This is a genomic window from Saccharopolyspora phatthalungensis, assembly GCF_014203395.1.
In the GTDB taxonomy this organism is placed as follows: Bacteria; Actinomycetota; Actinomycetes; order Mycobacteriales; family Pseudonocardiaceae; genus Saccharopolyspora; species Saccharopolyspora phatthalungensis.
Genome location: NZ_JACHIW010000001.1, coordinates 4,374,411 through 4,399,595, shown reverse-complemented (window position 1 = coordinate 4,399,595; position 25,185 = coordinate 4,374,411). Strand labels below are relative to the sequence as shown.

Genomic DNA, 25,185 nt, shown 5'->3' with positions numbered 1-25,185 from the left:
CAGAAACGGAGATTCGATCCATGTCAGATCAGTTCGACTACGTCGTGGTGGGCGGCGGCAGCGCAGGCGCGGCGGTCGCGGCGCGGCTGTCGGAGGACCCGGACGTGACCGTGTGCCTCCTGGAAGCCGGGCCGTCCGACGTCGGCGACAAGGCGATCCTGGAGCTCAAGCGCTGGATGGCGCTGCTGGAGTCCGGCTACGACTGGGACTACCTGATCGAGCCGCAGGAGAACGGCAATTCGTTCATGCGGCACGCGCGGGCCCGCGTGCTCGGCGGATGTTCCTCGCACAACTCGTGCATCGCGTTCTGGGCGCCGGCCGAGGACCTCGACGAGTGGGAGGCGATGGGGGCCACCGGCTGGGGCGCCAAGGACATCTTCCCGCTGTACCAGCGGTTGGAGACCAACGATGGGGCGGGCGAGCACCACGGCCGCAGCGGTCCGGTGACCATCCGCAGCGTCCCGCCGCAGGACCCGTGCGGTGTTTCGCTGCTGCGGGCCTGCGCGCAGGAGGGCATTCCGACCACGGAGTTCAACTCCGGCAAGACCGTGGTGCACGGGGCGAACTGGTTCCAGATCAACGCGCGGGAGGACGGCACCCGGGCCTCGTCGTCGGTGTCCTACCTGCACCCGGTCATCGACAGCCGGCCGAACCTGGAGATCCGCACCCAGGCCTGGGCCAAAAAGGTCATCTTCGACGGCACCCGGGCCACCGGCGTCCAGTACCTGGATCCGGACCTGATCCACACCCGCACGGTGACCGCTCGCCGCGAGGTGGTCCTGTCCACCGGTGCCATCGACACCCCGAAGCTGCTGATGCTGTCCGGTATCGGACCGGCCGAGCACCTGCGGGAGTTCGGCATCGACGTGCTGGTCGACTCCCCCGGCGTCGGCTCCAGCCTGCAGGACCACCCGGAGGGCGTGATCGGCTGGGAGGCCAAGCAGCCGATGGTCACCGACTCCACGCAGTGGTGGGAGATCGGCATCTTCACCACCACCGAGCCGGGCCTGAACCGGCCGGATCTGATGTTCCACTACGGCTCGGTGCCCTTCGACATGCACACCGTGCGACAGGGCTACCCGACCGCCGAGAACTGCTTCTGTCTGACCCCGAACGTCACCCGCGCCCGGTCCACCGGCACGGTCCGGCTGCGCAGCCGGGACTTCCGGGACAAGCCGAAGGTCGACCCGCGGTACTTCACCGATCCGCACGACCTGCGGGTGATGACCGAGGGCATCAAGCTGGCCCGCAGGATCGTGGCGCAGCCGGCGATGCGGAACTGGGCAGGCGCCGAGCTTTACCCCGGCCCGGACGTGCGCACCGACGACGAGATCGCCGACTACATCAAACGCACCCACAACACCGTCTACCACCCGGCCGCGTCGGTGCCGATGGGCGCCGACGACGACGCGACCAAGCCCCTGGACACACGTCTGCGGGTCAAGGGCGTGCAGGGCCTGCGGGTCGCGGACGGATCGGCGATGCCGTTCCTGGTCGCGGTGAACCCCAACATCACCACGATGGCCATCGGCGAGAAGTGCTCCGACATGCTCAAGGAGGACAACCGCTGATCAGGGCACGGATGCGGGTCGCCGTAGACCGCGTTGCCCGGTCGTGGTCGCCGCACCGGTCATCCTCCTGCACAACGGAAACAGGCGACCGGTACCGTTGACCGGCTGCACGGCAAAAGGTGCCCTGCACCTGGAAATCGGACTTCGATGTCGTTCCCCGACAGCGGCTCGGTGTCCGGCTGCACGAAGGCCCCTCCGGTCCCCCGTCCCGGAGGGGCCTTGGCTTCCCGGCTCACGCCGGGGACATGACCTCGTAGAGGTTCCCGGTGTCATCGGCGAAGAACAAACCCCGAGGAGACAGCGGATGGTCCAGCCGCCGCGTCGTTGTCCCGTGCCGGGACGATGGTGTGGTTCAGGGTGACGGTCATTTGCCCTCCGCGAATGCGCCGTGCAGGAACAGCGCGACGATCTCGGCGGTTTCCAGGGATTCTGGCTCCCCCATGCGAGCCCGCATGAACAGCAAACCCAGGAACGTCGCCGCCAGCTTCGGCGGCTGGAGCCGAAGGGATTCCCGTTCCGGCTCGAATAGCTCCGCCATCGCATCGCGGATCTGCCGCATGGACTCGGCTCGGTCGTCGGCTTTCGGCCGCTGTCGGTCCGCGTCGCGCTGCCCCCGCAACTGCCCGGAGGCATGCAACGATCCGATCACCGCGCCCATTCGCTCCAAGTGCGCGGCCAACGCGTCGGCGGCATCGACGAGCCGCTGCTCCAACGGCTCGTCGAGCGAGACCGAGGCGATTTCCCGCACCACGTGATCGGGCCGGACGGCTTCGGCCACGCATGCCCTCAGCAGTTCGTCCTTGTCGGCGAAAACGCGGAAGATCGTCGCCTCACCGATTCCGGCAGCCCGCGCGATGCGGCTCGTCGTCACTGCCGCCCCGTACTCGGCGACGAGCGGCACGGCCGCCGCGACGATCATCCCCCGCCGTTCCTCCGGACTCATTCCCGGCGCCCGGCGCCGGCTCTTCGTTTCTGCCATGCCCCCAAAATACGGAGTGAGTACTCACTCCGTCAACGAAGAAGTGAGTACTCACTCCGGACAAGCGCCCGCTGCGCGGGCCTAGTCGTAATCGAGCAGGTCGTCGCAGGTGCTCGTGCCGCCCACTCCCGGCTGGCCGCCGGTCATGTTGGAAGAGCTGTTGAGGACGTAGAACCCGCCCGCCTTCCGGCTCGCCACGATGATCGTTTGGATCGACATGTCCTTGGCGGCGTCGGAGACGTTGTTGCGCAAGAGCGCGAAAAGGTTCTGGTTCAAGTTCGCGACGTGGAGCGCCCGGTAGTTGCGGGTGACCTTGGCGCCGTGGCGGTCGAAGCCGTCGAGCGCGACGATCGAGTTCGCCCACTTTGTGAGATCACTCGTGACGTTGGCGTGGTCCAGCTGCCCCAACGCCGCATTCCGAAACCCGGCCATATGAATGTGTAGCTGATCCTGGGTCCGGATCGGATGACCGTTCGCGTCGTGCGGCGGGTTCACGCCCAACCCGATCACGCCGGCGGGGTAAGTCACCGGAGCTGCTTTACCCGGCTGGGCTTCGGACCAGGCGTCCTGCCAGTACAGCTGTCCCGTAGTCCACACCACATCGCACTCGATGCCCTTGATCCGGCGAGTGGGCACCAGCAGGAAGTTGTGCTTGAGGTTCGCGCTCTTCTTGCCGTTGAGCACGACATAGGTGTCCGTGGTCACCCTGCTCTCGGGCGTCGGCTTCCCCGCGTTGTGCAACTCCCTGCAGTCCTTCGCCGTTCTCCAGAGTTCCGGTGACGTATCGCCGTCTTTGCCGCACAGGTCCTGAGCGGCGGGCGTGCCCTGCCCGGCCGCAACGGCGCAGCTACTGATCAGGATGGCGGCGGAGCCGAAGGCACCGGAGAGTTTGATGAAATTGCGCCAAGATAACCCGTCCGCATTCGCGTTCTCGGTCATGAGTCCACCCCGAAACAGACAGTGCGGTCAGCGAAACCGCCGTCTCGTATCAACCGCGGATCAGCTCACTGGGCCCAGAACACGTACAAGCCCGAGTGTGGGCGTCACGAGGAAAGGCCGCCACAGCCCCATGTATCCCTCGTTCAGCTGAAATACCGTGCGTGTTTCACCAGCCGTCCACAGAAGACCGCACAGGTGCGTTTTCCAGCGAGCCGGCGGGAAAACGATTCCCTACTCAGCCGATCTTCGTAGTCGTCAGGACCGGATTGGGTTTAGGGAAGCAACGCGACGGCACGGTAACCTCGCCGATGATCGACGCCGCCACCGCGGTGAAGGCCAAGCCGGGATCGCCGTAGCCGGTGCCGTGCAGCCTGGTTTCGATCGCGCCGGACTGACCGGCCGTCAGGTGCATGGTCACGGTGGGCAGTTCGAACTGCGAGCCGCCCGCGATCGGGCCGTCCAGGTGCAGTGTGGCGATGTCGCCGGCCACTCTCATGGCCGGCGGATTAGGCCCGAGACCGGACCCGCCGCCGAGGTCTGCGGACACGAAGCGGGAATTCGGCGGGATCTGGATCTTCAGATCCACGCCCTCGATCCGCTTCACGGTGTGGCCGTTGACCTCGGCGGGCACCTTGTTCGGGCCGGGGTCGAAAACGACATCGAGCGCGCCGCCGGGAGCTACGGTCGCCGGTGCCGTGACGTCGGCGCCCTGCCGCAGGCCGAACTGCTGCTCGCCCAACGGGGAAGAGCCGGAGCACGCGAAGTTAATGTCGAACGCGGCGGCCGGGGCTTGCGGGGCCAGCGTGAACGCCGTGGCCGCGAGAAAGGCCACGGCGGTCGCGGCGCATCTGCCACCAAGAACGGGTTTCATCGGCCTCACCTTTAATGATCCGGGAACGAGGAGGTGCGGGCCCTACTTGCCGACGAGTGAACTCGACGGCAACGGGATCGGCATTCCCGGCGCTGCCACCCGTCGGCAGGGGCCACGCCCCGTCGATGAGCATCCCGAACGCAACCACTGATCAGATGAAATATCCGACGACAAAAGGGCTTTAAGACGACGCGAAGCTACCCGGGCGCGCGACTGGGCGTGATGGGCAACCAGTCGTTAGTGGGATTTGCGCGCTCGCCAGGAGCAAGTCCGCACAGTCCACTGTGCTCATTCGACCGAATTCCACCCGGCTTCCGAACAGCGTTGCGCGCCGAACCGCTGGACCTCGCAGGGCGGATCAGGGACCCCTTTCGTCCCCATCAGGCGAAGCCGCGTCCGCCGGAGGCCCGGTAGAGGTCGCGCAGCAGGCTGACTTCGGCGCCGTGGTGGAACAGTTCGCGGTTGAGGTGCAGCGCCAGCGCGAGGTAGCTCCGATCGGCGAACGGACCTTCGGCGGGCCCCACGGGCCGCGCCCAGCCGTCCGCGTCGAGAGACGCGATTCCGTTGCGCCACAGATATTTTTGCTCGTCGAGGTAGTCCAACGCGGCCGCCGCGTTGCCCGGGTAGTCGTGGTTGTCCATGCGGTAGGAGCCGTCGCCGAAGTGGTTGCTGGCGCGCATCGCGAAAACGTGCCCGGCGATGTGGCTGAGGCGCCAGGCGATCGTGGTGAACGGCGGCGGCACCGGCTCCGGGAACCTGAAGTCCATGGCCCCGCCGTCGTCGACCGGCCGCACCGACCAGCAGTCGGCGACGGGTTCCCAGAAGTACTCCTCGTTGGTCAGACCGACGAGGCCGGGGCGCCACATGCTCCAGTAGAAGTCAAGTTGATCGAGTACTTCCGCCCGCCAATCCATCACGCCAGCCTAGGGCAGCGCGGACGCGTTCGTCCTGAGTTCTTTACGCCGGGCTGGCCGAGCGTCGGGGACTAGCGCAACATACCGTCTAGTCGGTACGGTCCTGGTCATGGGTTCCAGCGAAGCATCCCCGACGATCCGGGCGGTGCTGTTCGGCTACGGCGGGGTGTTGACCATGCCCGGCCGCGCCGCGATCCAGGATCTGGCCGCGGACCATGCCCGGCTCGCCGAACTTGTCGCGGCCCCGGACCGGCCGCGCGGCAAGGAGGAGCGATGACCGCCCAACCGCCGCCCGGCGAGCTGCCCGGCCTCGACCTCGACCGGCTGCGCGCCCACCTCGACGCCGAGCGGCCCGGTCTGGTCAGCGGGCCACTGACCGGCGAGTTGGTCCAAGGTGGACGGTCCAATCTGACCTACCTCATCGGAGACGGCAACGACAGGTGGGTGCTCCGTCGCCCGCCGCTGGGCCACGTGCTGGCCACCGCCCACGACATGAGCCGCGAGTTCCGGGTGATGTCCGCACTGGCCGGAACGCGGGTGGCGGTGCCCAAAACCCACCTGTTGTGCCAGGACGACAGCGTGCTCGGCGCACCGTTCTACGTCATGGAGTACGTGCCGGGCACGGTCTACCGTGCGCCGCAACAGACCGAACGTCTCCACCCGCAGCAGCGCGTGGACCTGTCCTGGCAACTGATGGACGTGCTCGCCGACCTGCACGCGATCGCCCCCGATTCCGTCGGATTGGGCGAATTCGGCCGCCCGGAAGGCTTCCTGGAACGGCAGTTGCGCCGCTGGAGCAAGCAGCTGGCCGCCTCGCACAGCCGCGAGATCGACGGCATCGACCAACTCGCCGCCCGGTTGGCCAAGTCCATCCCCGGCACGCCCCGGGCGGGAATCGTGCACGGCGACTACCGGTTGGACAACGTGATCGTCGGCGACGACCAGCGCATCAGTGCGGTCCTCGACTGGGAGATGGCCACCGTCGGCGATCCGCTCACCGACCTCGGACTGCTCGCGGTGTACTGGGAGGGCTTCAGCGGCGTGGAGCACAACCCCATCGCCAAGGGCGTGGGCCCGGATTACGGCTTCCCGACCGCGCGGCAGCTGCTCGGCCGCTACGCCGAGCGCAGCGGCACCGATCTGTCCGATATGGACTGGTACGTGGCGTTCGGGTTTTTCAAGATCTCCGTGATCCTGGAAGGAATCCACTACCGCTTCATCCACGACCAGACCGTGGGCGAGGGTTTCGACCGCGTCGGCGCGCTGGTGGCTCCGCTGGTCGCGCAGGGTCTCGCCACCCTCAAGGAGGTATGAGATGGATTTCGGCTACGACGAACGCACGGAGGAGCTGCGCGAGCGGCTGCTGGCCTTCATGGACTCGCACGTCTACCCTGCCGAGCCGGTGTTCGCCCAACAGCTGGCCGAAGCCGAGGACCCGTGGTCGGCGCACCCGCCGATCATGGCGGAACTCAAGTCCGAGGCCCGCAGGCGCGGCCTGTGGAACCTGTTCCTGCCGGGTGAGCACGGCGCCGGGCTGACCAACCTGCAGTACGCGCCGCTGGCCGAGATCATGGGTCGGGCCAGCCGGCTGGCGCCGGAAGCCACCAACTGCGCCGCGCCGGACACCGGCAACATGGAGGTGCTGAGCCTCTTCGGCACCGAGCAGCAGAAGAAGCAGTGGCTGCAACCGCTGCTGGACGGCGAGATCCGCTCCGCGTTCTGCATGACCGAACCCGATGTCGCCTCCTCCGACGCCACCAACATCGGCACCCGGATCGAGCGCGACGGCGACCACTACGTGATCAACGGCCGCAAGTGGTTCTCCTCCGGCGCGATGAGCCCGCGCTGCAAGATCCTGATCGTGATGGGCAAGACCGACCCGAACGCCGAGCGGCACCGCCAGCAGAGCCAGATCCTGGTGCCCACGGACATGCCGGGCGTGCGGATCGAGCGCAGCATGAACGTCTTCGGCTACACCGACGCCGAACACGGTGGGCACGCGGAGATCGTGTTCGACAACGTCCGGGTGCCGGTGGAGAACATCATCGCCGGCGAGGGAGAGGGCTTCGCGATCGCCCAGGCCCGGCTCGGGCCCGGCCGCATCCACCACTGCATGCGGGCCATCGGCATGGCCGAGCGTGCGCTGGAACTGATGTGCCGCCGCGCCACCGAGCGGGTAGCCTTCGGCCAGCCGCTGGCCGACCAGGGCGTGGTGGCGCACTGGATCGCCGAGTCCCGGGTGAAGATCGAGCAGGCCCGGCTGCTGGTGCTCAAGACCGCATGGCTGATGGACGCCGTCGGCAACCAGGGCGCGCACACCGAGATCCAGGCGATCAAGGTCGGGGTGCCGGCGATGACCACCTGGGTGATCGACCGCGCCATCCAGGCGCACGGCGGCGCCGGCGTCAGCCAGGAATTCCCGCTGGCCAACCTCTACGCGCACGCCCGCACGCTGCACATCGTCGACGGCCCCGACGAGGTGCACCGCCGTTCCCTGGCACGACACGAGCTGAAGAAGTACCGCTGAACACTCGGTACGTGGTAATTCCGGTCAGAAGCGGAGTTACCCGGCCCCCCACCACAACGAAACCTTCGCAAGGAGACCCAATGGCAGACACTCGAGTCGCGATCGTCACCGGTGCCGCTCGCGGCATCGGCGCCGCCACTGCCAAGCGCTTGGCCGAGGACGGCTTCGCCGTGGCGGCCATCGACCTCGACGAGAAGCGGTGCGCCGAGACGGTGTCGGCCATCGAGTCCAGCGAAGGCAAGGCACTGGCCGTCGGCTGCGACGTCAGCGACGCCGAGCAGGTGCAGGCCGCCGTGAACCGCGTCGCCGCGGAGCTCGGCGGCCCCACGGTGCTGATCAACAACGCCGGCGTCATCCGGGACAACATGCTGTACAAGATGTCCGAGGACGACTGGGACACCGTGATGAACGTGCACCTGCGGGGCTCGTTCCTGATGAGCCGCGCGGTGCAGAGGTACATGGTCGAGGCCATGTGGGGCCGCATCGTCAACCTCTCCAGCACCTCCGCGCTGGGCAACCGCGGCCAGGCGAACTACTCCACCGCCAAGGCCGGGCTGCAGGGCCTGACCAAGACGCTGGCCATCGAGCTCGGCAAGTTCGGCATCACCGCCAATGCCATCGCGCCCGGCTTCATCGCCACCGACATGACCAGGGCGACCGCCGAGCGGATCGGCATGGACTTCGGCGACTTCACCAAGGCCGCGGCCGACAGCATCCCGGTCGCCCGCGTCGGCCAGCCGGAGGACATCGCCAACACGGTGTCGTTTTTCGTCGACGAGCGCTCCGGCTTCGTCTCCGGCCAGGTCATCTACGTGGCCGGCGGGCCGAAGGCGTGATGACCGTGGACGCCGACGAACTTCGTGGCATCGTGCGGGGTTTCCTCGCCGCGAACGATCCGCGGGGCATGGACCGACTGGATTTCCTGCGGGCGCGCTTCGACGCCGGGCTGGCGTGGGTGCACTTCCCCGCCGGTCTCGGTGGACTGGGCGCCGCGCGGGAGTTGCAGCCGCTGGTGGACGCGGCGTTCGCCGAGGCGGGCGCCCCGGACAACCGACCGCACCTGAACTCCATCGGGCTGGGCATGGCCGCGCCGACGATCCTGCGCTTCGGCAACGACGAACAGCGCCGCCGCTATCTTCGTCCACTTTGGACCGGAGAGGAGATCTGGTGCCAGCTGTTCAGCGAACCGGGCGCGGGCTCGGACCTCGCGAGCCTGGCCACCCGGGCGGTGCGCGACGAGGCGGGCGTGGGGAGCGAGGCAGAGTGGGTGGTGGACGGGCAGAAGGTCTGGACGTCGCTGGCGCACCGGGCCCGCTGGGCGATCCTGGTCGCCCGCTCCGACCCGGACCAGCCCAAGCACCAGGGCCTGACCTACTTCATCTGCGACATGACCGCGCCGGGCGTGGAAGTCCGCCCGCTGCGGCAGATCACCGGTGAGGCGGAGTTCAACGAGGTGTTCCTGACCGGGGTGCGAATCCCGGACTCGCAACGCCTCGGTGAGATCGGCCAGGGCTGGCAGGTCGCGCTGGGCACGCTGATGAACGAACGGGTCGCGATCGGCGGGCGGGCGCCCGCGCGGGAGGGCGGGCTGATCGGCATCGCCGCCGAAGCATGGCGCGAGCACCCGGAGAAACGCACGCACGGCCTGCACAACCGGCTGCTGCGGCTGTGGGTGGACGCCGAGGCGACCCGGCTGACCAGCCTGCGACTGCGCCAGCAGCTCGCGGCGGGTGACCCGGGCCCGGAGGGTTCGGCGGTCAAGATCGCGTTCGCCGAGCTCAACCAGGCAATCACCGGTTTCGAGCTGGAATTCCTCGGCGAGCCGGGGCTGGCCTACGACGACTGGACGTTCCACCAGCCGGAGTTCACCGACTTCGCCAAGCGCGGTCCGGGTTTCCGGTACCTGCGGGCGAAGGGCAACTCGATCGAGGGCGGCACCACCGAGATCCTGCGCAACATCATCGCCGAGCGGGTCCTGGGGCTGCCGCCGGAGAGCCGCACCGACAAGGACCGGCCGTGGAAGGAGCTACCGCGATGAGCGCGCCGGATCTGCTCTACAGCGAAGTGGAAGAGGACCTGCGCGCGAACGTGCGCCGGCTGCTGCGGGACCGGTGCGACTGGACCGCCGTGCTGGCCCGCTGCGAAACCGACGAGCCCTACGACCTGGCGTTGTGGCGGACCCTCGCCGGGGAGCTCGGGCTCGCCTCGCTGCTGGTGTCCGAAGAGCTCGGCGGCGCGGGTGCCAGCACCCGGGAACTCTCGGTCGTGGCCGAGGAGATCGGCCGATCCGTGGCGCCAGTGCCGTTCCTGAGCAACCTGCTGACCACGGCCACCTTGGTGGCCTGCGCCGACGAACCGCGAGTCCGGGAACTCCTGCCGCAGTTCATCGACGGCTCGCGGCTGGGCACCGTCGCCGTCGGGTTGACCACCGTGCCCTACAGTGCGTTCCCGCAATCGGTGAAGGCCGAGGGGACCGCGCTGAGCGGTTCGGTGTCGGCGGTAGTGGACCTGGAGGTCGCCGACTACGTCGTGGTGCCCGCGGTTGACGCCGACGGCGCGGCGCTGTACCTGGTGGACGCTTCGGTGTCCGGAGTGTCGCGGAGCGCGACGACGCCGCTGGACCTCACCCGGCGGTTTGGCACGATCACTTTGGACCGTGCGGTCGGCGAGCGGATCGCCTCCGGTGCCGACGCCGAACGGATCCTGCGGCAGGCGCTGGTCACCACGGCCGGTCTGCTGGCCGCCGAGCAGGTGGGGCTGGCCCAGAAGTGCCTGGACGTCACCGTGGAGTACGCCAAGACGCGCTACCAGTTCGGCCGCCAGATCGGCTCGTTCCAGGCGATCAAGCACCGGCTGGCCGACCTGTGGGCCGGAGTGAGCTCGGCGCGGGCCGTCGCCCGCAATGCCGCCGACACCCTGGCGCGCGGCGACGACGAGACCGAACTCGCGGTGGCCATCGCCCAGGCATACTGCTCCGACCTGGTCGTGCTGGCCGCCGAGGAGCACCTCCAACTGCACGGCGGCATCGGGATGACCTGGGAACACCCGGCGCACCTGTACCTGGGGCGGGCCAAGAGCTCCCAGCTCGCCTTCGGCATCGCCGACCACCACCGGCAGCGCATCGGCGAACTCGCCGACCTGCCGATGCCGTAGCTTTTCGTTGTCCCCCAAGGAGGTTTACGTTGCGCTTATTCACCAGCAGGGAAGAGATCATCGCGGCCAAGGGCGAGAAGCTCGGCACCAGTGAATGGCTTACGATCACGCAGGAACAGGTGAACCAGTTCGCCGAGGCCACCCTGGACCGCCAGTGGATCCACATCGACGTCGAGCGCGCCGAACAGGGCCCGTTCGGCGGCCCTATCGCGCACGGATTCCTCACCCTGAGCCTGCTATCGAAGCTGAACTCCCAGACCTACCGGTTCGAGGGCGCCAAGATGGCGATCAACTATGGCCTGAACAGGGTCCGCTTCCCCAGCCCGGTCCTGGTCGGCTCCCGGATCCGCTCCAGCACCGAACTCGCGGACGTGACCGAAGTGGACGGCGGCCTGCAGCTGACGATCAAGTCCACCATCGAGATCGACGGCGGCAGCAAACCCGCCTGCGTGGCAGAGGGCCTCACCCGCATCATCTTCTGACCACTTTCCCCGGCGATTTCAAGGGAAATCGACGCACCGGTCTGAAATCGACTCGCTAGGGCCGGAGCGAGGCGAGCAGCAGGTCGGCGAACTGTTCGCCGACCTCGTCGCCGCTGAGCTTGCCGTCCTTGCGGAACCAGCTGCCGAGGTGATGCACCGCGCCGAAGAAGAAGTCCACGACCAGATCCGCCGACTTGTCCGCGCGGAAGACCCCGGCGAGCTGACCTTCCTCGATCAGCGCGCACACCCGCTCGTGGTAGCGCCGCCGCTCCGCGCGCACCTCGGCCTGCTTATCCGGGTGCAGCAGGTGCATCGAGCGGAAGAAGATCACCGTGTCGTCCAGGTTGGCGGCCGTCGTGGCGACCACGTCCGCCGCCACCGCGTGCAGCCGCTCCCACACCGGGGCGCCGCTTTCCGCCGCGCTCTCCATCCGCGCGTGCTGGTCCCGCAGCACCCGTGCGTAGATCTCGTAGAGCAGGTCATCCTTGGAGCCGAAGTAGTGGTACATCGCGCCCTTGGTGACCCCGGCGGCGTCCACGATCTGCTGCACCGAGGTCATCTCGAAGCCATGCTCGGCGAACAAGCGCGTGGCCACGGCCAGCAACCGCTGCGGAACCGGTTCGGCACCCGCTGCCACCCCGGCGGTAGTGCGATCGTCCGCCGACCGCGTCATGTCTGCCTCCCCTGTCGATCCCCGCTCAGCGTATCGACCCGTCGGTCATGCCTGCGGCAAGCCGCACCTACACCCCGCCCCTCAGGGTCACACCGCCGTCGAGCACCAGGATTTGCCCGGTGATCCAGGATGCCTCCGCGGAGAGCAGGAACGCCGCCGCACCGCTGATGTCGGCGGGAATTCCCAACCGCTTCAAGGGGTAGCCCGCGGCGATCTCGTCCTCCTTGTCCGCGTACAGCGCGGTGGCGAACTTCGTCTTGACCACGGCCGGAGCAATGCCATTGACCCGGACGTCCGGACCGAGCTCCAACGCGAGCTCCTTGGTGATGTGCGCCAACATCGCCTTGGTGGCGCCGTAGAAACCGATGCCCGGCGCGGGCCGCAGACCGGCCACGGAGGACACGTTGAGCACCGAACCGCCATGCTCCTTCAGCCACGCCCGGTAGGCCTGCTGGGTCCACGCCACCGTCGCGAGCACATTGACCTCGAAGGTCTTGCGCGCGATTCCCAGATCCAGGTCGATCAGCGGGCCGTGGGCCGGGTTGATGCCGGCGTTGTTGACCAGCATGTCCAGCCGGCCGAAGGTCTCCACGGTCTTGGCGATCGTCTCGGCCTGGTGCTCCTCGTCGTCGGCCTTCCCGGCGATGCCGAGCGCGTTCTCGGCGCCGCCGAGGCCCTGCACCGCCTCGGCCAGCGACTCGGGCTTGCGCGCCGTCAGGGTGACCTTCGCGCCTTCGGAGACCAGGCGTTCCGCGATGGCCAGGCCGATGCCTCGGCTCGACCCGGTCACGATCGCCACCCGGCCGTCGAAACGCTTGCTCATCGATTTCCTTCCTCTCCCGCTTTTCACCATGCGGCGGCAGCCGCTTTCACCGACTCGCACCGCCGTTCAAGTCGGCCACCTCGGCGCCAAACATGTCCGAGACCGACCAGTCGGTACGTCCAGTCAACGGTGCGCGCGCGGTCACGTCAACCCTCGGCCGCACGCCGGCCGGTGCATACGTCATCGCACTGGTCTTCGACAACGCGGCCCCTGGCGCGGCTGTCTAGCCGTACACCCATGTCGCCCCATCCGGCAGCGAACAGCGAAACGTCGCCCGGAAGCGAAGCGAATGCCGCCGAAGCTTGGAAAACTTTTAACTAACTAAAACTAAAATAGGTTAAATATTGACCGCCTCGCTGCGCCAAGCCCATCGGCGGTAGCCCCGAGTGCCGAGAGCGCCAATGCCGACCCCCCGGCACCAACCGCACCGAGCCGCGCAAGCGGGGCCACCGACCGCAGCCCTACACCGGCCGGACCCCGAAACTCAACGACGGGCGACTTGGCGAATCAAAGGGGACGCCAGCAGTGCCAACGCAATCCCCAATCCGGTCGGGCCCATTTGGACACCTTGCCGTAATCAACTCCGCCTCCGGCGGGCGTTTCGCCCCACGATTACGGCGAAGAACACCCCGATCGGAACCGGATCTCCGTCACAGTGCGCAATCCACATGCTACTACAAGTGATATTTCGCACTCGGCGCACGTTCGCGCACACATTTCGGCTTTCAGGCGCTACCCTGGAGTCATGTCAGCCGCGCTGGAGACCGTGTTGGCACGGGCCGGTTTAAAGGTCACTGCCAACGAATTCCTCAATCTGGTCGAGGATGCAGCGAAGAAGCTCACCGCGCCCCAGGTGGACCCGGCTGCGCACTTCACTGATGCGGAACGAGTCGCGCTCGCCGAAGCCGGCCTGGACCTGACCCCGCTGGACGACTCCGAAGTCGACGCCCGCGCGCGGACCGTCGCCGAACAGGCCGTGCTGCGCGACACCGCGCTGTCGGTCAGCCAGGCCGCGGAGCGGGTGGGAGTCGACAGCAGCCGGATCCGCCACCGGATCAGCGAACGACGGTTGATCGGCTGGAAGGACCGCGGCGGGTGGCGACTGCCTGCGTGGCAGTTCAGCGACACCGACGTGCTGCCCGGCCTGGACATCGTGCTGTCGTTGATGCCCGTCGACCAACCGGCGCTCGTATTGGCCAACTTCATGACGACGCCGCAGGAGGACCTCGAACTCGGGGACCGGCCCGCGAGCCCGCGCGAGTGGCTGCTGGCCGGCGGCGACCCGCAGCGGGTCGCCGAGCTCGCCGCCACGATCGGCACCCCGGCCTGAGCCCCTTCCCCAACCTTCGAGACCCAAACCCAGGACCTCCATGGCACGGCTACCACAGCCGCCCGCGCCCGCTGCGCTGCAGGCGATGCTCCGGCGCACCGAAGACGTGATCGCGGTGCCCGCCGGCACTCGCCTGGTGCGCGTGTTCACCTCCGGGGGCAACCATCCCCAGCAGTGGGACAGCTTCCGCTATGCCGGCCCGCTGCCGCACGCCAGGTTCGACCCGCACCTGCCCAACACCCAAGGCGGTCCAACCGTCACCCGAGAGCACGGCGTGCTGTACTTCTCGATCTCGGTGCAGACCTGCATCGCCGAGGTCTACCAGGCGACCTCCACAGTGGATCGCCGGACGCGCAGCCCGCACCTGGTGCTGTTTCGTCCACGTCGGACGCTACGACTACTGGACCTGACCGGCCTGTGGCCCACCCGCGCCGGCGCCTCGCAGGCGATCAGCAGCGGGCCCAAGCTGCGCACCCAGGCGTGGGCGCGCGGAATCCGCGCGGCCTATCCGGAGCTCGACGGGCTCTGGTACCGCTCGTCGATGGACGCGGGCAACCCATCGCTGTGCTTGTGGGACCCGCCTGCGGCGACAGCGCTGCCGGACTCGCCCGACGTGCTGTTGCCGTTGAGCCATCCGGGGCTGGACGTACCGCTGGGACGGGTGTGCAAGGAGTTGAGTTACACCCTGCTGGACTAGTGGTTTGCCGGTAGCGGAACCTCGGACGCCGCCTGGGCTCCGGGATCCCCGACTTGTGTATGCCCAGTCTGCTGTCTTGCCGCATCGGCAGGTGCCGGGAACCGGTCGGCAGCAACCGGCAATGCCGTGGGTTCCTGCCGAGAACCCGGGCACGTGGATCAAGCGTTCTCGGCCGGTTCCTGTTCCTGCGCCTCGGCGTCCTTCTTTGACTTCACCAGGCTGGCCCAGGTGGTGATGGCCAGGACCAGGACGATGACCGACAACGACAACCAGTTGTTGATCTCCAGCCACTCCGGCACCAGGTGGTACTCGTGGAACGCGTGCAAGATCAGCTTGATGCCGATGAACCCGAGGATCACCGCCAGCCCCACCGACAGGTAGACCAGCTTGTCCACCAGCCCGCCGAGCAGGAAGTACAGCTGCCGCAGCCCCATCAGGGCGAATGCGTTGGCGGTGAAGACCAGGAACGGGTCCTGGGTGATGCCGAAGATCGCCGGGATCGAATCGACCGCGAATAGCAGGTCGGCGCTGCCGATCGCGACGATCACCACGAACATCGGGGTCAGATAGCGCTTGCCGTCGATCTTCACGCTCGACTTGGAGCCGTGGTAGTCCTCGGTCACCGGGAACACCTTGCGGACCCAGCGGACCACGGCGTTCTCGTGGTACTCCTCGTCCTCGTCCTTCTTGCGCACCATGCTGATCGCGGTCCACAGCAGGAACGCGCCGAAGATGAAGAAGATCCAGACGAATTTGGCGATCAACGCGGCGCCGACCGCGATGAAGATGCCGCGCATCACCAGTGCGAGCAGGATGCCGATCAGCAGCACCCGATGCTGGTGGATCGACGGAACGGCGAAGCTGGACATGATCACCATGAAGATGAACAGATTATCCACGCTCAGCGAGTATTCGGTGATGTAACCGGTGAAATATTCGATCGCGAAGTGCGAGTCTCCGAACAACCACACGCCGACCCCGAACAGGATCGCGCAAGCCACATAGAAGACGACCCATTTGGCGGCTTCGGCGGTGGTCACCTCGTGCGGCTTGCGATCCACGATCACGAGGTCGAGCAAGAGCAGTAAGGCCAGGCCACCGAGCGTGGCCACCCAGACCCACCACGGAACGTCCAGTCGATCGACCGCAGCCTGCGCCTGCTGGGCGAGCAACGTCACGTCGGCACCCATCCATTACCTCCGGTTCAGGGCATGCGCCGGGGACCGGAGGTCTCTTCCACCGGCCTCTGGCCGGTCGACGGCACCGGGCTTGTCCAGGCAAGTTCCGTGATGACGACACCGTCGCGAAGGAATACTCCCCTCCACCACTTGCCAAGATTGTCACTTATGCGTGGCTCCAAACACCAGGCGGGGTGGAGACAAGCAACGAACATCACGCGGCAAACCGTACGGCCCGCCGCTGGGGGGCGGCAATGCGAACGACCACCGCTTCACACCGACGGCGGGCCGAGATCATTGCGTCTCACCCGATCACCGTTATGATCTCCACCGCCCGGTCGCACCGGGACCGCACGCGGGGATGCGGCATGGCCTCGGCAGCGGGCACGACGAGGTGTCCGGTTGCTGTTTGGTCTCTGCTTCATAGCGTCTTGCCTTCGCCCGCGTCTGGATGAAACCGGTGCCGTTGTCTTCCCCTACTGTCAACTGCGTGTCCGCCTCGCCCCGTCGCCGCAAGGGCCTCGTGCTGATCGCCCTGTCCTGCATAGCCCTCGTGGTGCTCGGCGCTTTCCTGTGGTCCGGTAACGAACGACCGGCCGCCGCCCCGGAACCGCCCCGGGAGGCACTGCTGGACGTGCTGGACGGCCCCAGCGGCAGCGAGCGGGTGCAGATCGACGTCACGCTGTTCGCCCCGGCCGACACCCCGGCGCCCGCGGTGCTGCTAGCGCACGGGTTCGGCGGCAGCAAAGACGACACCGCGGCCCAGGCGCAGGAACTGGTCCGCCGCGGGTTCACCGTGCTGACCTATTCCTCCCGCGGTTTCGGCCGCAGCACCGGCAAGATCGCGCTGAACGACCCCGACTACGAGGTGGCTGACGCCCACCAGTTGCTGGACTGGTTGGCACGCCAGCCGGAGGTGCTGCGCGACCGCGACGGCGATCCGCGCGTCGGCGTCACCGGCGACTCCTACGGCGGCGCGCTGAGCCTGCTGCTGGCCGGGACCGATCCCCGGGTGGATGCGATCGCGCCGGTGATGACCTACAACGACCTTGGCCAGGCGCTGCTGCCCAACGCCGCCTCGGTCGACCGCGTCGGTGGCGACACCCCGGCCCACGGAGCCTTCGGGGACCAGGGCGTGTTCAAGCAGGCCTGGACGGGTCTGCTGTTCTCGGCGGGCAGCTCGCCGGTACAGCGCACCGACCAGCGATCGCAAGCATTCCCGCGCACCGACGGCGGATCCGGCTTCCGCAATGAATCCGCGAATCAGCCGCTGACCTGCGGGAATTTCACCCCGCAGGTGTGCGCCGCCTACGCCGAGGTGGCGCAGACCGGGCGAGCCGGGTCGGCGACGCTGGAACTGCTCAACCGGGTCTCCCCGAAGACCGTCACCGCCAACATCAAGGTGCCGACGCTGCTGGTGCAGGGCGAACGAGACACCCTGTTCGGCCTGGACCAGTCGGATGCCAACGCCCGGCAGATCGCCGCCGCCGGCGGCAAGGTCAAGACGATCTGGTTCGCCGGCGGCCACGACGGCGCCACGCCCGGTCCGGCATTGCGCGAACGCATCGCGGACTGGTTCGCCTTTCACCTCGGCGGGGTGCCGCCGGTGCCCGACCCCGGTACCGGCTTCGAATACGACATCGCCGGCAGACCTCAGCGCAACGGCGAGGTCCCGGTCCGCACCGTGTCCGCACCCGCCTATCCGGGCGTGCGAGCAGAGCGCACCCCGCGCTTCGCGCTGCAACTGCACGGCGCGCCGACGCAGGTCGTCAACCCGCCGGGCGGCAATCCGGCCGCCACCAGTTCGCTGCCAGGCGCCGGCGAGGTGCTCGACGCGGCCGGCAGCCTCGGCCGGTCGCTGGCCCGTGACCTGCCCGGCCAGGTCGCGGTGTTCCGCACCGAACCGCTGGACAGCCAGCTGATGATCTCGGGTACGGCGCAGACCCGCCTGTCGGTGGCGTCGGTGCCTGGCCAGCCCGCGACCGGCGACGCGGTGCTATTCGCCAAGCTCTACGACGTCGGCCCGGACCACCAGCGCAGTCTGATCGGCAACGCCGTGTCCCCGCTGCACGTGGTCGGGTTGCCGGCGGATGGCACCCCGGTCGACGTGGCCGTGACGCTGCCGGGCGTCGTACACCCCCTGGAGACCAACCACTGGCTGGAACTGGCTGTGGCGACGACCGACCAGGCGTACGCGGTGCCGAGAGAACCGGCGGTGCACCGCATCGGCCTAGCCGGCGACAGGGCGGTATCCATTCCGTCCGTGCGGGGCGCGACGACGACCGCCAACGTCGTGCCGATGGGTCCGTTGGTTGGCATCGGCGTCATCCTCGCGCTAGCGCTGGCGGCGTGGCTGATCTCGCTGATCCGGCGCAAGAGCACCGACGACGTCGACCCGCTGCTGGCCGACACCCCGCTGCTGATCGCCGGGCTGACCAAGTCGTACCCGGACAAGCCCACCGCGGTCCAGGACCTGTCGATCCGCGTCGAGCGCGGCCAGATCGTCGGTCTGCTCGGACCGAACGGGGCGGGCAAGACGACCACGCTGCGGATGCTGCTGGGGCTGCTCAAACCCAGTTCCGGGCAGATCCGGGTGTTCGGCCACCGGCTGGTCGGCGGCGCACCGGTGCTGTCCCGGGTCGGCGCTCTGGTGGAGACCCCGGGTTTCCTGCCGCATCTATCCGGCTTGGACAACCTGCGGTACTACTGGGCGGCGACCGGGCGGCCGATGCTGCAGGCCCACTTCGACGAGGTGCTGCAAATCGCCGGGCTCGGCACCGCGGCCCACCGCCGGGCGCGCACTTACAGCCAGGGCATGAAGCAGCGGCTCGCGATCGCCCAGGCGATGCTCGGGCTGCCGGAGCTGCTGGTGCTCGACGAGCCGGCCAACGGGTTGGATCCGCCGCAGATCCACCAGATGCGCGAGATCCTGCGCCGCTACGCCTCAACCGGCCGCGCGGTGCTGGTGTCCAGCCACCTGCTGGCCGAGGTCGAGCAGACGTGCACGCACGTCTGCGTGATGCACGACGGCCGGTTGGTGGCTGCGGGCAGCGTCGCCGACATCGTGGCGGTCGGCGGCGAGGCGACGTTCCGGGTCGACGAGCCGGAGCGGGCCGCCGAGGCGCTGCGCACCATCGAAGGGCTCGGCCCGGTGGAGATCGACGGCGATCTGGTGCACGCCGACCTCGCCGGGCACCCGGCGGCGGTGGCGGTCAACGTGCTGGTCGCCGCCGGGATCGCGGTGCACCAGGTGGGGCCGCGACGTCGGTTGGAGGACGCTTTCTTGCAGTTGGTCGGGGAGGATCACCGGTGACCGACGAAGCCGAACAGCCCAAGGTGGGACAGCTGGATACCGCCGAGACGGCGGTGGTCCGCTCCGGCCGCCGACACGCATTCCAGCCCGACGGCAGCGTCGAGGGCTACCGGCCGAAGCGGACGCTGCCGGTGCGGGTGGAGCTGGCCCGCCAGCTGCGGCGCCGCCGCACCCGGCTCGCGCTGGGCTTCCTGGTGGTGCTGCCGTTCTTGCTGCTGCTGGCCTTCGAGATCGGCGACGACGGCAGGCGCAGCGGCCGGACGCTGGCCGACATGGCCACCACCAGCGGCCTGAACTTCGCGGTGTTCACCCTGTTCGCTTCGACCAACTTCCTGCTGGTCGTGGTGGTGGCGTTGTTTTTCGGCGACACGGTGGCCAGCGAAGCGTCCTGGTCGAGCCTGAAATACCTGTTGGCCGCCCCGGTGCCCCGCATCCGGCTGCTCCGCCAGAAGGCCGTGGTTTCGGCGCTGCTGTCGGGTTTCGGGCTGGTGCTGCTCACTGCGGGCGCCCTCGGCGTGGGCCTGCTTTGGTTCGGCGGCGGCGAACTGGTCAGCACCACCGGCGAAGCGGTGCCGTTCCCGGCCGGGATGATGAGCCTGGCGGTGGCCACGGTGTATCTCGCGGTGCACCTGACCTGGATCGCCGGGCTGGCGCTGTGGCTGAGCGTCAGCACGGACGCGCCGCTGGGAGCGGTCGGCGGCGCGGTGGTGGTCTCGATCCTTTCGGAGATCCTCGACCAGATCACGGCCCTCGGAGATCTGCGCGACTACCTGCCGACGCACTACTCGACGGCGTACTCGGACCTCCTGAGCGAGAACATCGACTGGACCGCGATGGCCCGCGGGGCCTTTTCGGGGCTGGCCTACGCGGCGGTTTTCACGGCCCTGGCGATCTGGCGCTTCCACGACAAGGACATCACCAGCTGACGCGGTTTCATTTCCTGACGCGGTAGCGGAGGTGGACCACGCCGCCGCCGAAACGGCGTTCGTCGAGGAGTTCCAGACCGAGGCGAACCTTGTCGGGAAGAGCCCGCGTGCCGCCGCCGACCAGCACCGGTATCAGGAACAGGTGGCATTCGTCGACCAGTCCGGCCCGGAACGCATGCGCCGCCAGACCGGGACCGCCCACGGTGATGTCGCGTTCCGCCGACGCTTTCAACCGCCGGACCGCCTCGGGGTCGAAGGACCGAACGATGCGCGTGCGGGCGGTGGACACCTCCTCCAGCGCCGAGGAGTGCACGATCTTGTCGGCCGCCTGCCAGATCCGCGCGAAGTCCTGCATGACGGGCCGCTGGTCGGCGAAGGAATCCGCGTCGTCCCAACCGATCATCAGCTCATACGTCCGGCGCCCGAGCAGGAAAGTGCCGACCGGCCGCTCAAGGTCGTTGACGAATGCGTGCACCTCCTCGTCCGGCTCGGCCCAGCCGAAATCGCCGTCCTCGTCGGCGATGTAACCGTCGAGCGAGGCGATCGCCGAGTAGATCAACTTCGCCAAGGAACTCCTCCGTCCGCTCGATTGCCGACCCGTCACAACCTCATTGCCCGGGCCTCATTGCCCGGGCCAGGACCGTTGCGCTACGCAACATCTCAGAATTGAGTCATTTTCCTGCGCGTCGGACCGAACTTACGCGGTCCGGTCTCGCCTGTCATCGCATCCGGCCGGGGCCAAGCGCCAAAGCGAGACCTGTTCCGCTGCTCGCGCCGCCCCGAGCGGCCCCCGCGCCTCCCGTGCCCGGGGATGCCGCGGACGCGTGTCGAGGCGCCCGAGCACGGCAAGGCCGGCGGCACCGAACTCATCCAACAGCTGCCCACGAGTACGCAGTCCAAGCAACTCGGCCAGGTTCGACAACACCAGCCAAGCCTCACCACCGACTGCCAGGTGATCCGCAACGCCACGAATGAACCCTGACAACATGCGTCCCTCTGGATCGAAAACCGCCGCGTCAAGAGCCGAGTTCGGTGTCGCGGGTAGCCACGGTGGGTTGCAGACCACCAGATCGGCGCGTCCGGGCGGGAACAGATCGGACTGTGTCACGGTCACGCGATCGCCAAATCCCAGCCTTCGCACGTTGTCCTGGGCGCAAGCCACAGCCCGCGGTGCGACATCAGTGGCCACCACACGACCAACTCCGCGCCTGGCGAGCACCGCCGCGAGCACGCCAGTGCCCGTCCCGATGTCGAACGCCGTTCCTACTTCGGCTATCTCGGCTGACGCAACGAGATCCACGTATTCGTCGCGGGTAGGGGAAAACACACCGTAGTGGGGATGAATCCGGGCATTCAGAGCCGGGACGTACACACCGAGCGTGCGCCATTGGTGAGCACTCAACACCCCCAGAAGCTCGCGGAGGGAGACAATGCACGACTCCCCCGGAGCGCCGTACACCTCGCGGCACGCGGCGCGCACATCCGGTGCCCGAGGCAGATCTACGACAAGGTCCGCATTCAACTCGACGAGAAGCATTCCGAGCACTCGAGCGCGGTTCTTCCGCGTCTGGCGGTACCGGTAGAACCTCTCGGCCGGATCCGGTACGGCCCGGATCGGTTTGCGGTCCAGGCGCTTGCTCAGGTCGGAGAGCAACCGCCGAGCGTTCGAGTAGTCGGCGCGCCACAACATTCCGATGCCTTGCGACGCATTCCGGAGGGCACTGTCGACGTCGAGGCCGGCAGTAGCAACGCCGACATTTTTCGGTGCCCGTGCGCCAGCGGCGGACCTCCACTGGGCCGACCGCAAGCGGCCGTTCTCGTGCCAGGAAATCGTCGTACTGACATGAACTGCAGGATGTTCCACAAAGGACTCCGGTGCCTCGGGATGGATGGCGATCATCTCGTTTCCTGCGCTCGCGCCCACAGCCTGACGCCTCCTCGCTACCGTGCGATCGACTGTCCTTGGCGCACCGCGGAAACGCCGTTTTCACGCGAAATCGCCAACCCTCCGGAGTCAGCGGACCCCCAGCGAGTGTGCTCAGACCGGTCACTGCACGCAAAGCTCATTGCCTTCGGGGTCTTGCAGGACGACGCAGTAGCCGTTGGGCTCGTCGACTTCGCGGACGTACGTGGCCCCGAGGCCCTTGAGGCGTTCGACATGCCTCGCCACGATCTCGCGTCGCTCCGCGCGCTCGTCCAGCGCCAGGCCACGTTGGGAGACATTCACGTCCAGGTGCACCCGGTTCTTCGCCGTCTTGCCTTCGGGCACGCGCTGGAAGAACACCCTGGGTCCCTCGCCCGCCGGATCCATCACCGCGGCGAAGTCGCCCCACTTCTCCTCAGGAATCCCGACGGTCCGGGCGAACTGCTCCCACGATTCGAAGCCCGAAGGCGGCGGCTGCATCTCGTACTCCAATGCTACCGCCCAGAACTGCGCCAACCGCATCGGATCGTGCGCATCGAAAGTCACCTGAAACCCCAAGCCCACCACAACCACCTCCAGCGCGCACAGTAAACCTGGGCACCGACAAGCACTCGCCGCCCAACCCCATCATTTGATGCCGGCGGCGTCCATGCCTCGGAGTTCCTTCTTGAGGTCGTGGATCTCGTCGCGGAGCCGGGCCGCGAGTTCGAACTGCAGCTCGCGGGCCGCATTCATCATCTGGTCGTTGAGCTGCTGCACCAGGTCCGCCAGCTCGGCGCGCGGCATCGACTTGATGTCGCGGTCCTCCAGCAGCCCGGCGCTGGCCACAGCCTCCCCGGTCGGCTTCTTACCGCGCGAGACGTTGCGGCCGGAACCGCCGACGGCCACCGACTCATCGGTGTCCTCGGACTCGGAGTACACCCGGTCCAGGATGTCGGCGATCTTCTTGCGCAGCGGCTGCGGGTCGATGCCGCGTTCTTCGTTGTAGGCGATCTGCTTGGCGCGGCGCCGGTTGGTCTCGTCGATGGCATGCCGCATCGAGTCGGTGACCCGGTCCGCGTACATGTGCACCTGGCCCGAGACGTTCCGCGCCGCGCGACCGATCGTCTGCACCAGGCTGGTGCCGGAGCGCAGGAAACCCTCCTTGTCGGCGTCCAGGATGGCCACCAGCGAGACCTCCGGCAGGTCCAGGCCCTCGCGCAGCAGGTTGATGCCGACCAGCACGTCGTACTCCCCCAGGCGCAGCTGCCGCAGCAGCTCGACCCGCCGCAGCGTGTCGACCTCGGAGTGCAGGTACCGCACCCGGATGCCCAGTTCGAGCAGGTAGTCGGTGAGGTCCTCGGCCATCTTCTTGGTCAGCGTGGTGACCAAAACCCGCTCGTCGCGCTCCGCGCGCTCCCGGATCTCGTGCACCAGGTCGTCGATCTGGCCCTCGGTGGGCTTGACGACCACCTCGGGATCGACCAGGCCGGTCGGGCGGATCACCTGCTCGACGAACTCGCCGCCGGCCTGCGCCATCTCGTAGGGCCCCGGCGTCGCCGACAGGTACACCGCCTGGCCGATCCGGTCGCTGAACTCCTCGAAGGTCAGCGGCCGGTTGTCCAGCGCGCTGGGCAGCCGGAAACCGTGCTCGACCAGGGTCCGCTTGCGGGAGGCGTCGCCCTCGTACATCCCGCCGACCTGCGGCACCGTCACGTGCGACTCGTCGATGATCAGCAGGAAATCGTCCGGGAAGTAGTCGATCAGGGTCGCCGGCGCCGACCCGGCCGCGCGGTCGTCGATGTGCCGCGAGTAATTCTCGATGCCGGAGCAGAACCCGACCTGGCGCATCATCTCGATGTCGTACTGGGTGCGCATCCGCAGCCGCTGCGCCTCCAGCAGCTTGTTCTGCTTCTCCAGCTTGCCCAGCCGCTCTTCGAGCTCCTGCTCGATGCCGCGGATGGCCTTCTCCATCCGCTCCGGACCGGCCACGTAGTGCGTCGCCGGGAAGATCCGCAGGTCGCGCACCTCGCGCACGATTTCGCCGGTCAGCGGGTGCAGGTAGTAGAGCCGGTCGATCTCGTCACCGAAGAACTCCACCCGTACCGCGAGCTCCTCGTAGGCCGGGATGATCTCCACGGTGTCGCCGCGCACGCGGAACGTGCCGCGGGCGAATGCGATGTCGTTGCGGGTGTATTGCACGTCCACCAGCGCGCGCAGGAACACGTCCCGGTCGATCTCGCCGCCGACCTCCAGCGGGATGGACCGGTCCAGGTACGACTGCGGCGTGCCCAGGCCGTAGATGCAGGACACCGACGAGACCACCACGCAGTCGCGGCGGCTGAGCAGGTTCGAGGTGGCGGAGTGGCGCAGCCGCTCGACGTCCTCGTTGATCGACGAGTCCTTTTCGATGTAGGTGTCGGTCTGCGGGACGTATGCCTCTGGCTGGTAGTAGTCGTAGTAGCTGACGAAGTACTCGACGGCGTTGTCCGGGAAGAAACCGCGCAACTCGTTGGCCATCTGAGCGGCCAGTGTCTTGTTCGGCTCCAGCACCAGGGTGGGTCGCTGGACGCGCTCGATCAGCCAGGCGGTGGTCGCCGATTTGCCGGTACCGGTGGCGCCGAGCAGCACGACGTTCTTCTCGCCGGAGTTGATCCGCCGCTCCAGGTCCTCGATCGCCTGCGGCTGGTCGCCGGACGGCTGGTAGTCGCTGACCATGCGGAACCGGCCATCGACCCGCGGGATGTCGCTGACCGGCCGAAACTCGGAGTGGGCCAGTACTGGGTGCTCAGTCGCGAATGCCACGACAACCAATGTACGAGCCCGCCCCGACATCGTGCTGCGTCACGGGGTGACCAAACGGCTGCCAGGGCAGATAATGAATTGCGTCACCCCAGTGCAGGAGG

At 67.8% G+C, this 25,185-nt stretch carries 24 protein-coding genes; 13 read left to right on the top strand and 11 right to left on the bottom strand.

The genetic code is table 11. The annotated features are described in order from the left end of the window. Positions 1 to 20: 20 nt before the first annotated feature. Positions 21 to 1,571 carry a GMC family oxidoreductase gene (locus tag BJ970_RS20205; RefSeq protein WP_184727685.1) on the top strand — a complete coding sequence of 517 codons (1,551 nt, stop codon included), beginning with the start codon at positions 21 to 23 and terminating at the stop codon, positions 1,569 to 1,571. 364 nt (positions 1,572 to 1,935) lie between these two features. Here the strand turns inward: BJ970_RS20205 and BJ970_RS20200 are convergent, their stop codons facing one another. From BJ970_RS20200 to BJ970_RS20185, 4 genes are all read right to left on the bottom strand, one after another. Beyond that, entirely contained in the window at positions 1,936 to 2,550 is a 615-nt protein-coding gene (locus BJ970_RS20200; protein ID WP_312864330.1) for a TetR/AcrR family transcriptional regulator, read from the bottom strand. A gap of 81 nt (positions 2,551 to 2,631) precedes the next feature. Next, positions 2,632 to 3,489: a CDP-diacylglycerol diphosphatase gene (locus tag BJ970_RS20195; RefSeq protein ID WP_184727684.1), complete on the bottom strand. Its 858-nt coding sequence runs from the start codon at positions 3,487 to 3,489 to the stop codon at positions 2,632 to 2,634. 235 nt (positions 3,490 to 3,724) lie between these two features. Continuing rightward, a complete protein-coding gene (locus tag BJ970_RS20190; RefSeq protein ID WP_246470925.1) occupies positions 3,725 to 4,360 on the bottom strand; it encodes a cyclase in 636 nt (211 codons plus the stop codon). A gap of 380 nt (positions 4,361 to 4,740) precedes the next feature. Then, positions 4,741 to 5,274, bottom strand: a complete 534-nt coding sequence (locus BJ970_RS20185) for a DinB family protein (RefSeq protein WP_184727683.1) — start codon at positions 5,272 to 5,274, stop codon at positions 4,741 to 4,743. Between the two features lie 109 nt (positions 5,275 to 5,383). On the opposite strand from BJ970_RS20185, the gene BJ970_RS20180 reads away from it, so the two are divergent. The 7 genes from BJ970_RS20180 to BJ970_RS20150 all read left to right on the top strand — a co-directional run bounded on the left by BJ970_RS20180 (position 5,384) and on the right by BJ970_RS20150 (position 11,436). Then, positions 5,384 to 5,551 carry an HAD family hydrolase gene (locus BJ970_RS20180; RefSeq protein ID WP_184727682.1) on the top strand — a complete coding sequence of 56 codons (168 nt, stop codon included), beginning with the start codon at positions 5,384 to 5,386 and terminating at the stop codon, positions 5,549 to 5,551. After that, positions 5,548 to 6,588 carry a phosphotransferase family protein gene (locus tag BJ970_RS20175; protein ID WP_184727681.1) on the top strand — a complete coding sequence of 347 codons (1,041 nt, stop codon included), beginning with the start codon at positions 5,548 to 5,550 and terminating at the stop codon, positions 6,586 to 6,588. The genes BJ970_RS20180 and BJ970_RS20175 overlap by 4 nt, the downstream gene beginning before the upstream one ends. 1 nt (position 6,589) lies before the next feature. After that, a complete protein-coding gene (locus BJ970_RS20170; protein WP_184727680.1) occupies positions 6,590 to 7,801 on the top strand; it encodes an acyl-CoA dehydrogenase family protein in 1,212 nt (403 codons plus the stop codon). A gap of 80 nt (positions 7,802 to 7,881) precedes the next feature. After that, positions 7,882 to 8,637: a 3-oxoacyl-ACP reductase FabG gene (fabG, locus tag BJ970_RS20165; RefSeq protein ID WP_184727679.1), complete on the top strand. Its 756-nt coding sequence runs from the start codon at positions 7,882 to 7,884 to the stop codon at positions 8,635 to 8,637. Further along, positions 8,637 to 9,839 (top strand): acyl-CoA dehydrogenase family protein, encoded by a 1,203-nt coding sequence (locus tag BJ970_RS20160; RefSeq protein WP_184727678.1) that lies wholly within the window; start codon positions 8,637 to 8,639, stop codon positions 9,837 to 9,839. The genes fabG and BJ970_RS20160 overlap by 1 nt, the downstream gene beginning before the upstream one ends. Next, complete coding sequence (locus BJ970_RS20155) at positions 9,836 to 10,954, top strand: acyl-CoA dehydrogenase family protein (protein WP_184727677.1); 1,119 nt, start codon at positions 9,836 to 9,838, stop codon at positions 10,952 to 10,954. The genes BJ970_RS20160 and BJ970_RS20155 overlap by 4 nt, the downstream gene beginning before the upstream one ends. 29 nt (positions 10,955 to 10,983) lie before the next feature. Next, positions 10,984 to 11,436 (top strand): MaoC family dehydratase, encoded by a 453-nt coding sequence (locus tag BJ970_RS20150; RefSeq protein WP_184727676.1) that lies wholly within the window; start codon positions 10,984 to 10,986, stop codon positions 11,434 to 11,436. A 55-nt stretch (positions 11,437 to 11,491) separates the two neighbouring features. Here the strand turns inward: BJ970_RS20150 and BJ970_RS20145 are convergent, their stop codons facing one another. Continuing rightward, a complete protein-coding gene (locus BJ970_RS20145) occupies positions 11,492 to 12,109 on the bottom strand; it encodes a TetR/AcrR family transcriptional regulator (protein WP_184727675.1) in 618 nt (205 codons plus the stop codon). A 67-nt stretch (positions 12,110 to 12,176) separates the two neighbouring features. Then, positions 12,177 to 12,932, bottom strand: coding sequence for an SDR family oxidoreductase (locus tag BJ970_RS20140; RefSeq protein ID WP_184727674.1), 756 nt, complete (start codon positions 12,930 to 12,932; stop codon positions 12,177 to 12,179). Between the two features lie 92 nt (positions 12,933 to 13,024). Here BJ970_RS20140 and BJ970_RS38935 point away from each other — a divergent pair, with 92 nt between their 5' ends. From BJ970_RS38935 to BJ970_RS20130, 3 genes are all read left to right on the top strand, one after another. After that, on the top strand, positions 13,025 to 13,159 hold the full coding sequence (locus BJ970_RS38935) for a hypothetical protein (protein ID WP_281399461.1): 135 nt from the start codon (positions 13,025 to 13,027) through the stop codon (positions 13,157 to 13,159). A gap of 518 nt (positions 13,160 to 13,677) precedes the next feature. Then, positions 13,678 to 14,262, top strand: coding sequence for a DNA-binding protein (locus tag BJ970_RS20135; protein WP_184727673.1), 585 nt, complete (start codon positions 13,678 to 13,680; stop codon positions 14,260 to 14,262). 40 nt (positions 14,263 to 14,302) lie between these two features. Further along, positions 14,303 to 14,959, top strand: a complete 657-nt coding sequence (locus BJ970_RS20130) for an RES family NAD+ phosphorylase (protein ID WP_184727672.1) — start codon at positions 14,303 to 14,305, stop codon at positions 14,957 to 14,959. Positions 14,960 to 15,117: 158 nt separating this feature from the next. Here BJ970_RS20130 and BJ970_RS20125 read toward each other — a convergent pair whose 3' ends face one another. Continuing rightward, positions 15,118 to 16,095, bottom strand: a complete 978-nt coding sequence (locus BJ970_RS20125) for a TerC family protein (protein ID WP_184729240.1) — start codon at positions 16,093 to 16,095, stop codon at positions 15,118 to 15,120. 532 nt (positions 16,096 to 16,627) lie between these two features. Between BJ970_RS20125 and BJ970_RS20120 the strand changes: the two genes are divergently transcribed. Beyond that, entirely contained in the window at positions 16,628 to 19,450 is a 2,823-nt protein-coding gene (locus tag BJ970_RS20120; protein WP_312864329.1) for an alpha/beta fold hydrolase, read from the top strand. Between the two features lie 32 nt (positions 19,451 to 19,482). Further along, a complete protein-coding gene (locus BJ970_RS20115) occupies positions 19,483 to 20,376 on the top strand; it encodes an ABC transporter permease (RefSeq protein WP_221468117.1) in 894 nt (297 codons plus the stop codon). Between the two features lie 7 nt (positions 20,377 to 20,383). On the opposite strand, the gene BJ970_RS20110 is transcribed toward BJ970_RS20115, so the two are convergent. The 4 genes from BJ970_RS20110 to uvrB form a co-directional block, all read right to left on the bottom strand. Next, on the bottom strand, positions 20,384 to 20,944 hold the full coding sequence (locus BJ970_RS20110) for a dihydrofolate reductase family protein (protein ID WP_184727669.1): 561 nt from the start codon (positions 20,942 to 20,944) through the stop codon (positions 20,384 to 20,386). Between the two features lie 129 nt (positions 20,945 to 21,073). After that, positions 21,074 to 22,066 carry a methyltransferase gene (locus BJ970_RS20105; RefSeq protein ID WP_246470924.1) on the bottom strand — a complete coding sequence of 331 codons (993 nt, stop codon included), beginning with the start codon at positions 22,064 to 22,066 and terminating at the stop codon, positions 21,074 to 21,076. Between the two features lie 357 nt (positions 22,067 to 22,423). Next, positions 22,424 to 22,864 (bottom strand): VOC family protein, encoded by a 441-nt coding sequence (locus BJ970_RS20100; RefSeq protein ID WP_184727667.1) that lies wholly within the window; start codon positions 22,862 to 22,864, stop codon positions 22,424 to 22,426. A 63-nt stretch (positions 22,865 to 22,927) separates the two neighbouring features. Then, complete coding sequence (uvrB, locus tag BJ970_RS20095; RefSeq protein ID WP_312864328.1) at positions 22,928 to 25,084, bottom strand: excinuclease ABC subunit UvrB; 2,157 nt, start codon at positions 25,082 to 25,084, stop codon at positions 22,928 to 22,930. Positions 25,085 to 25,185 lie beyond the last annotated feature (101 nt).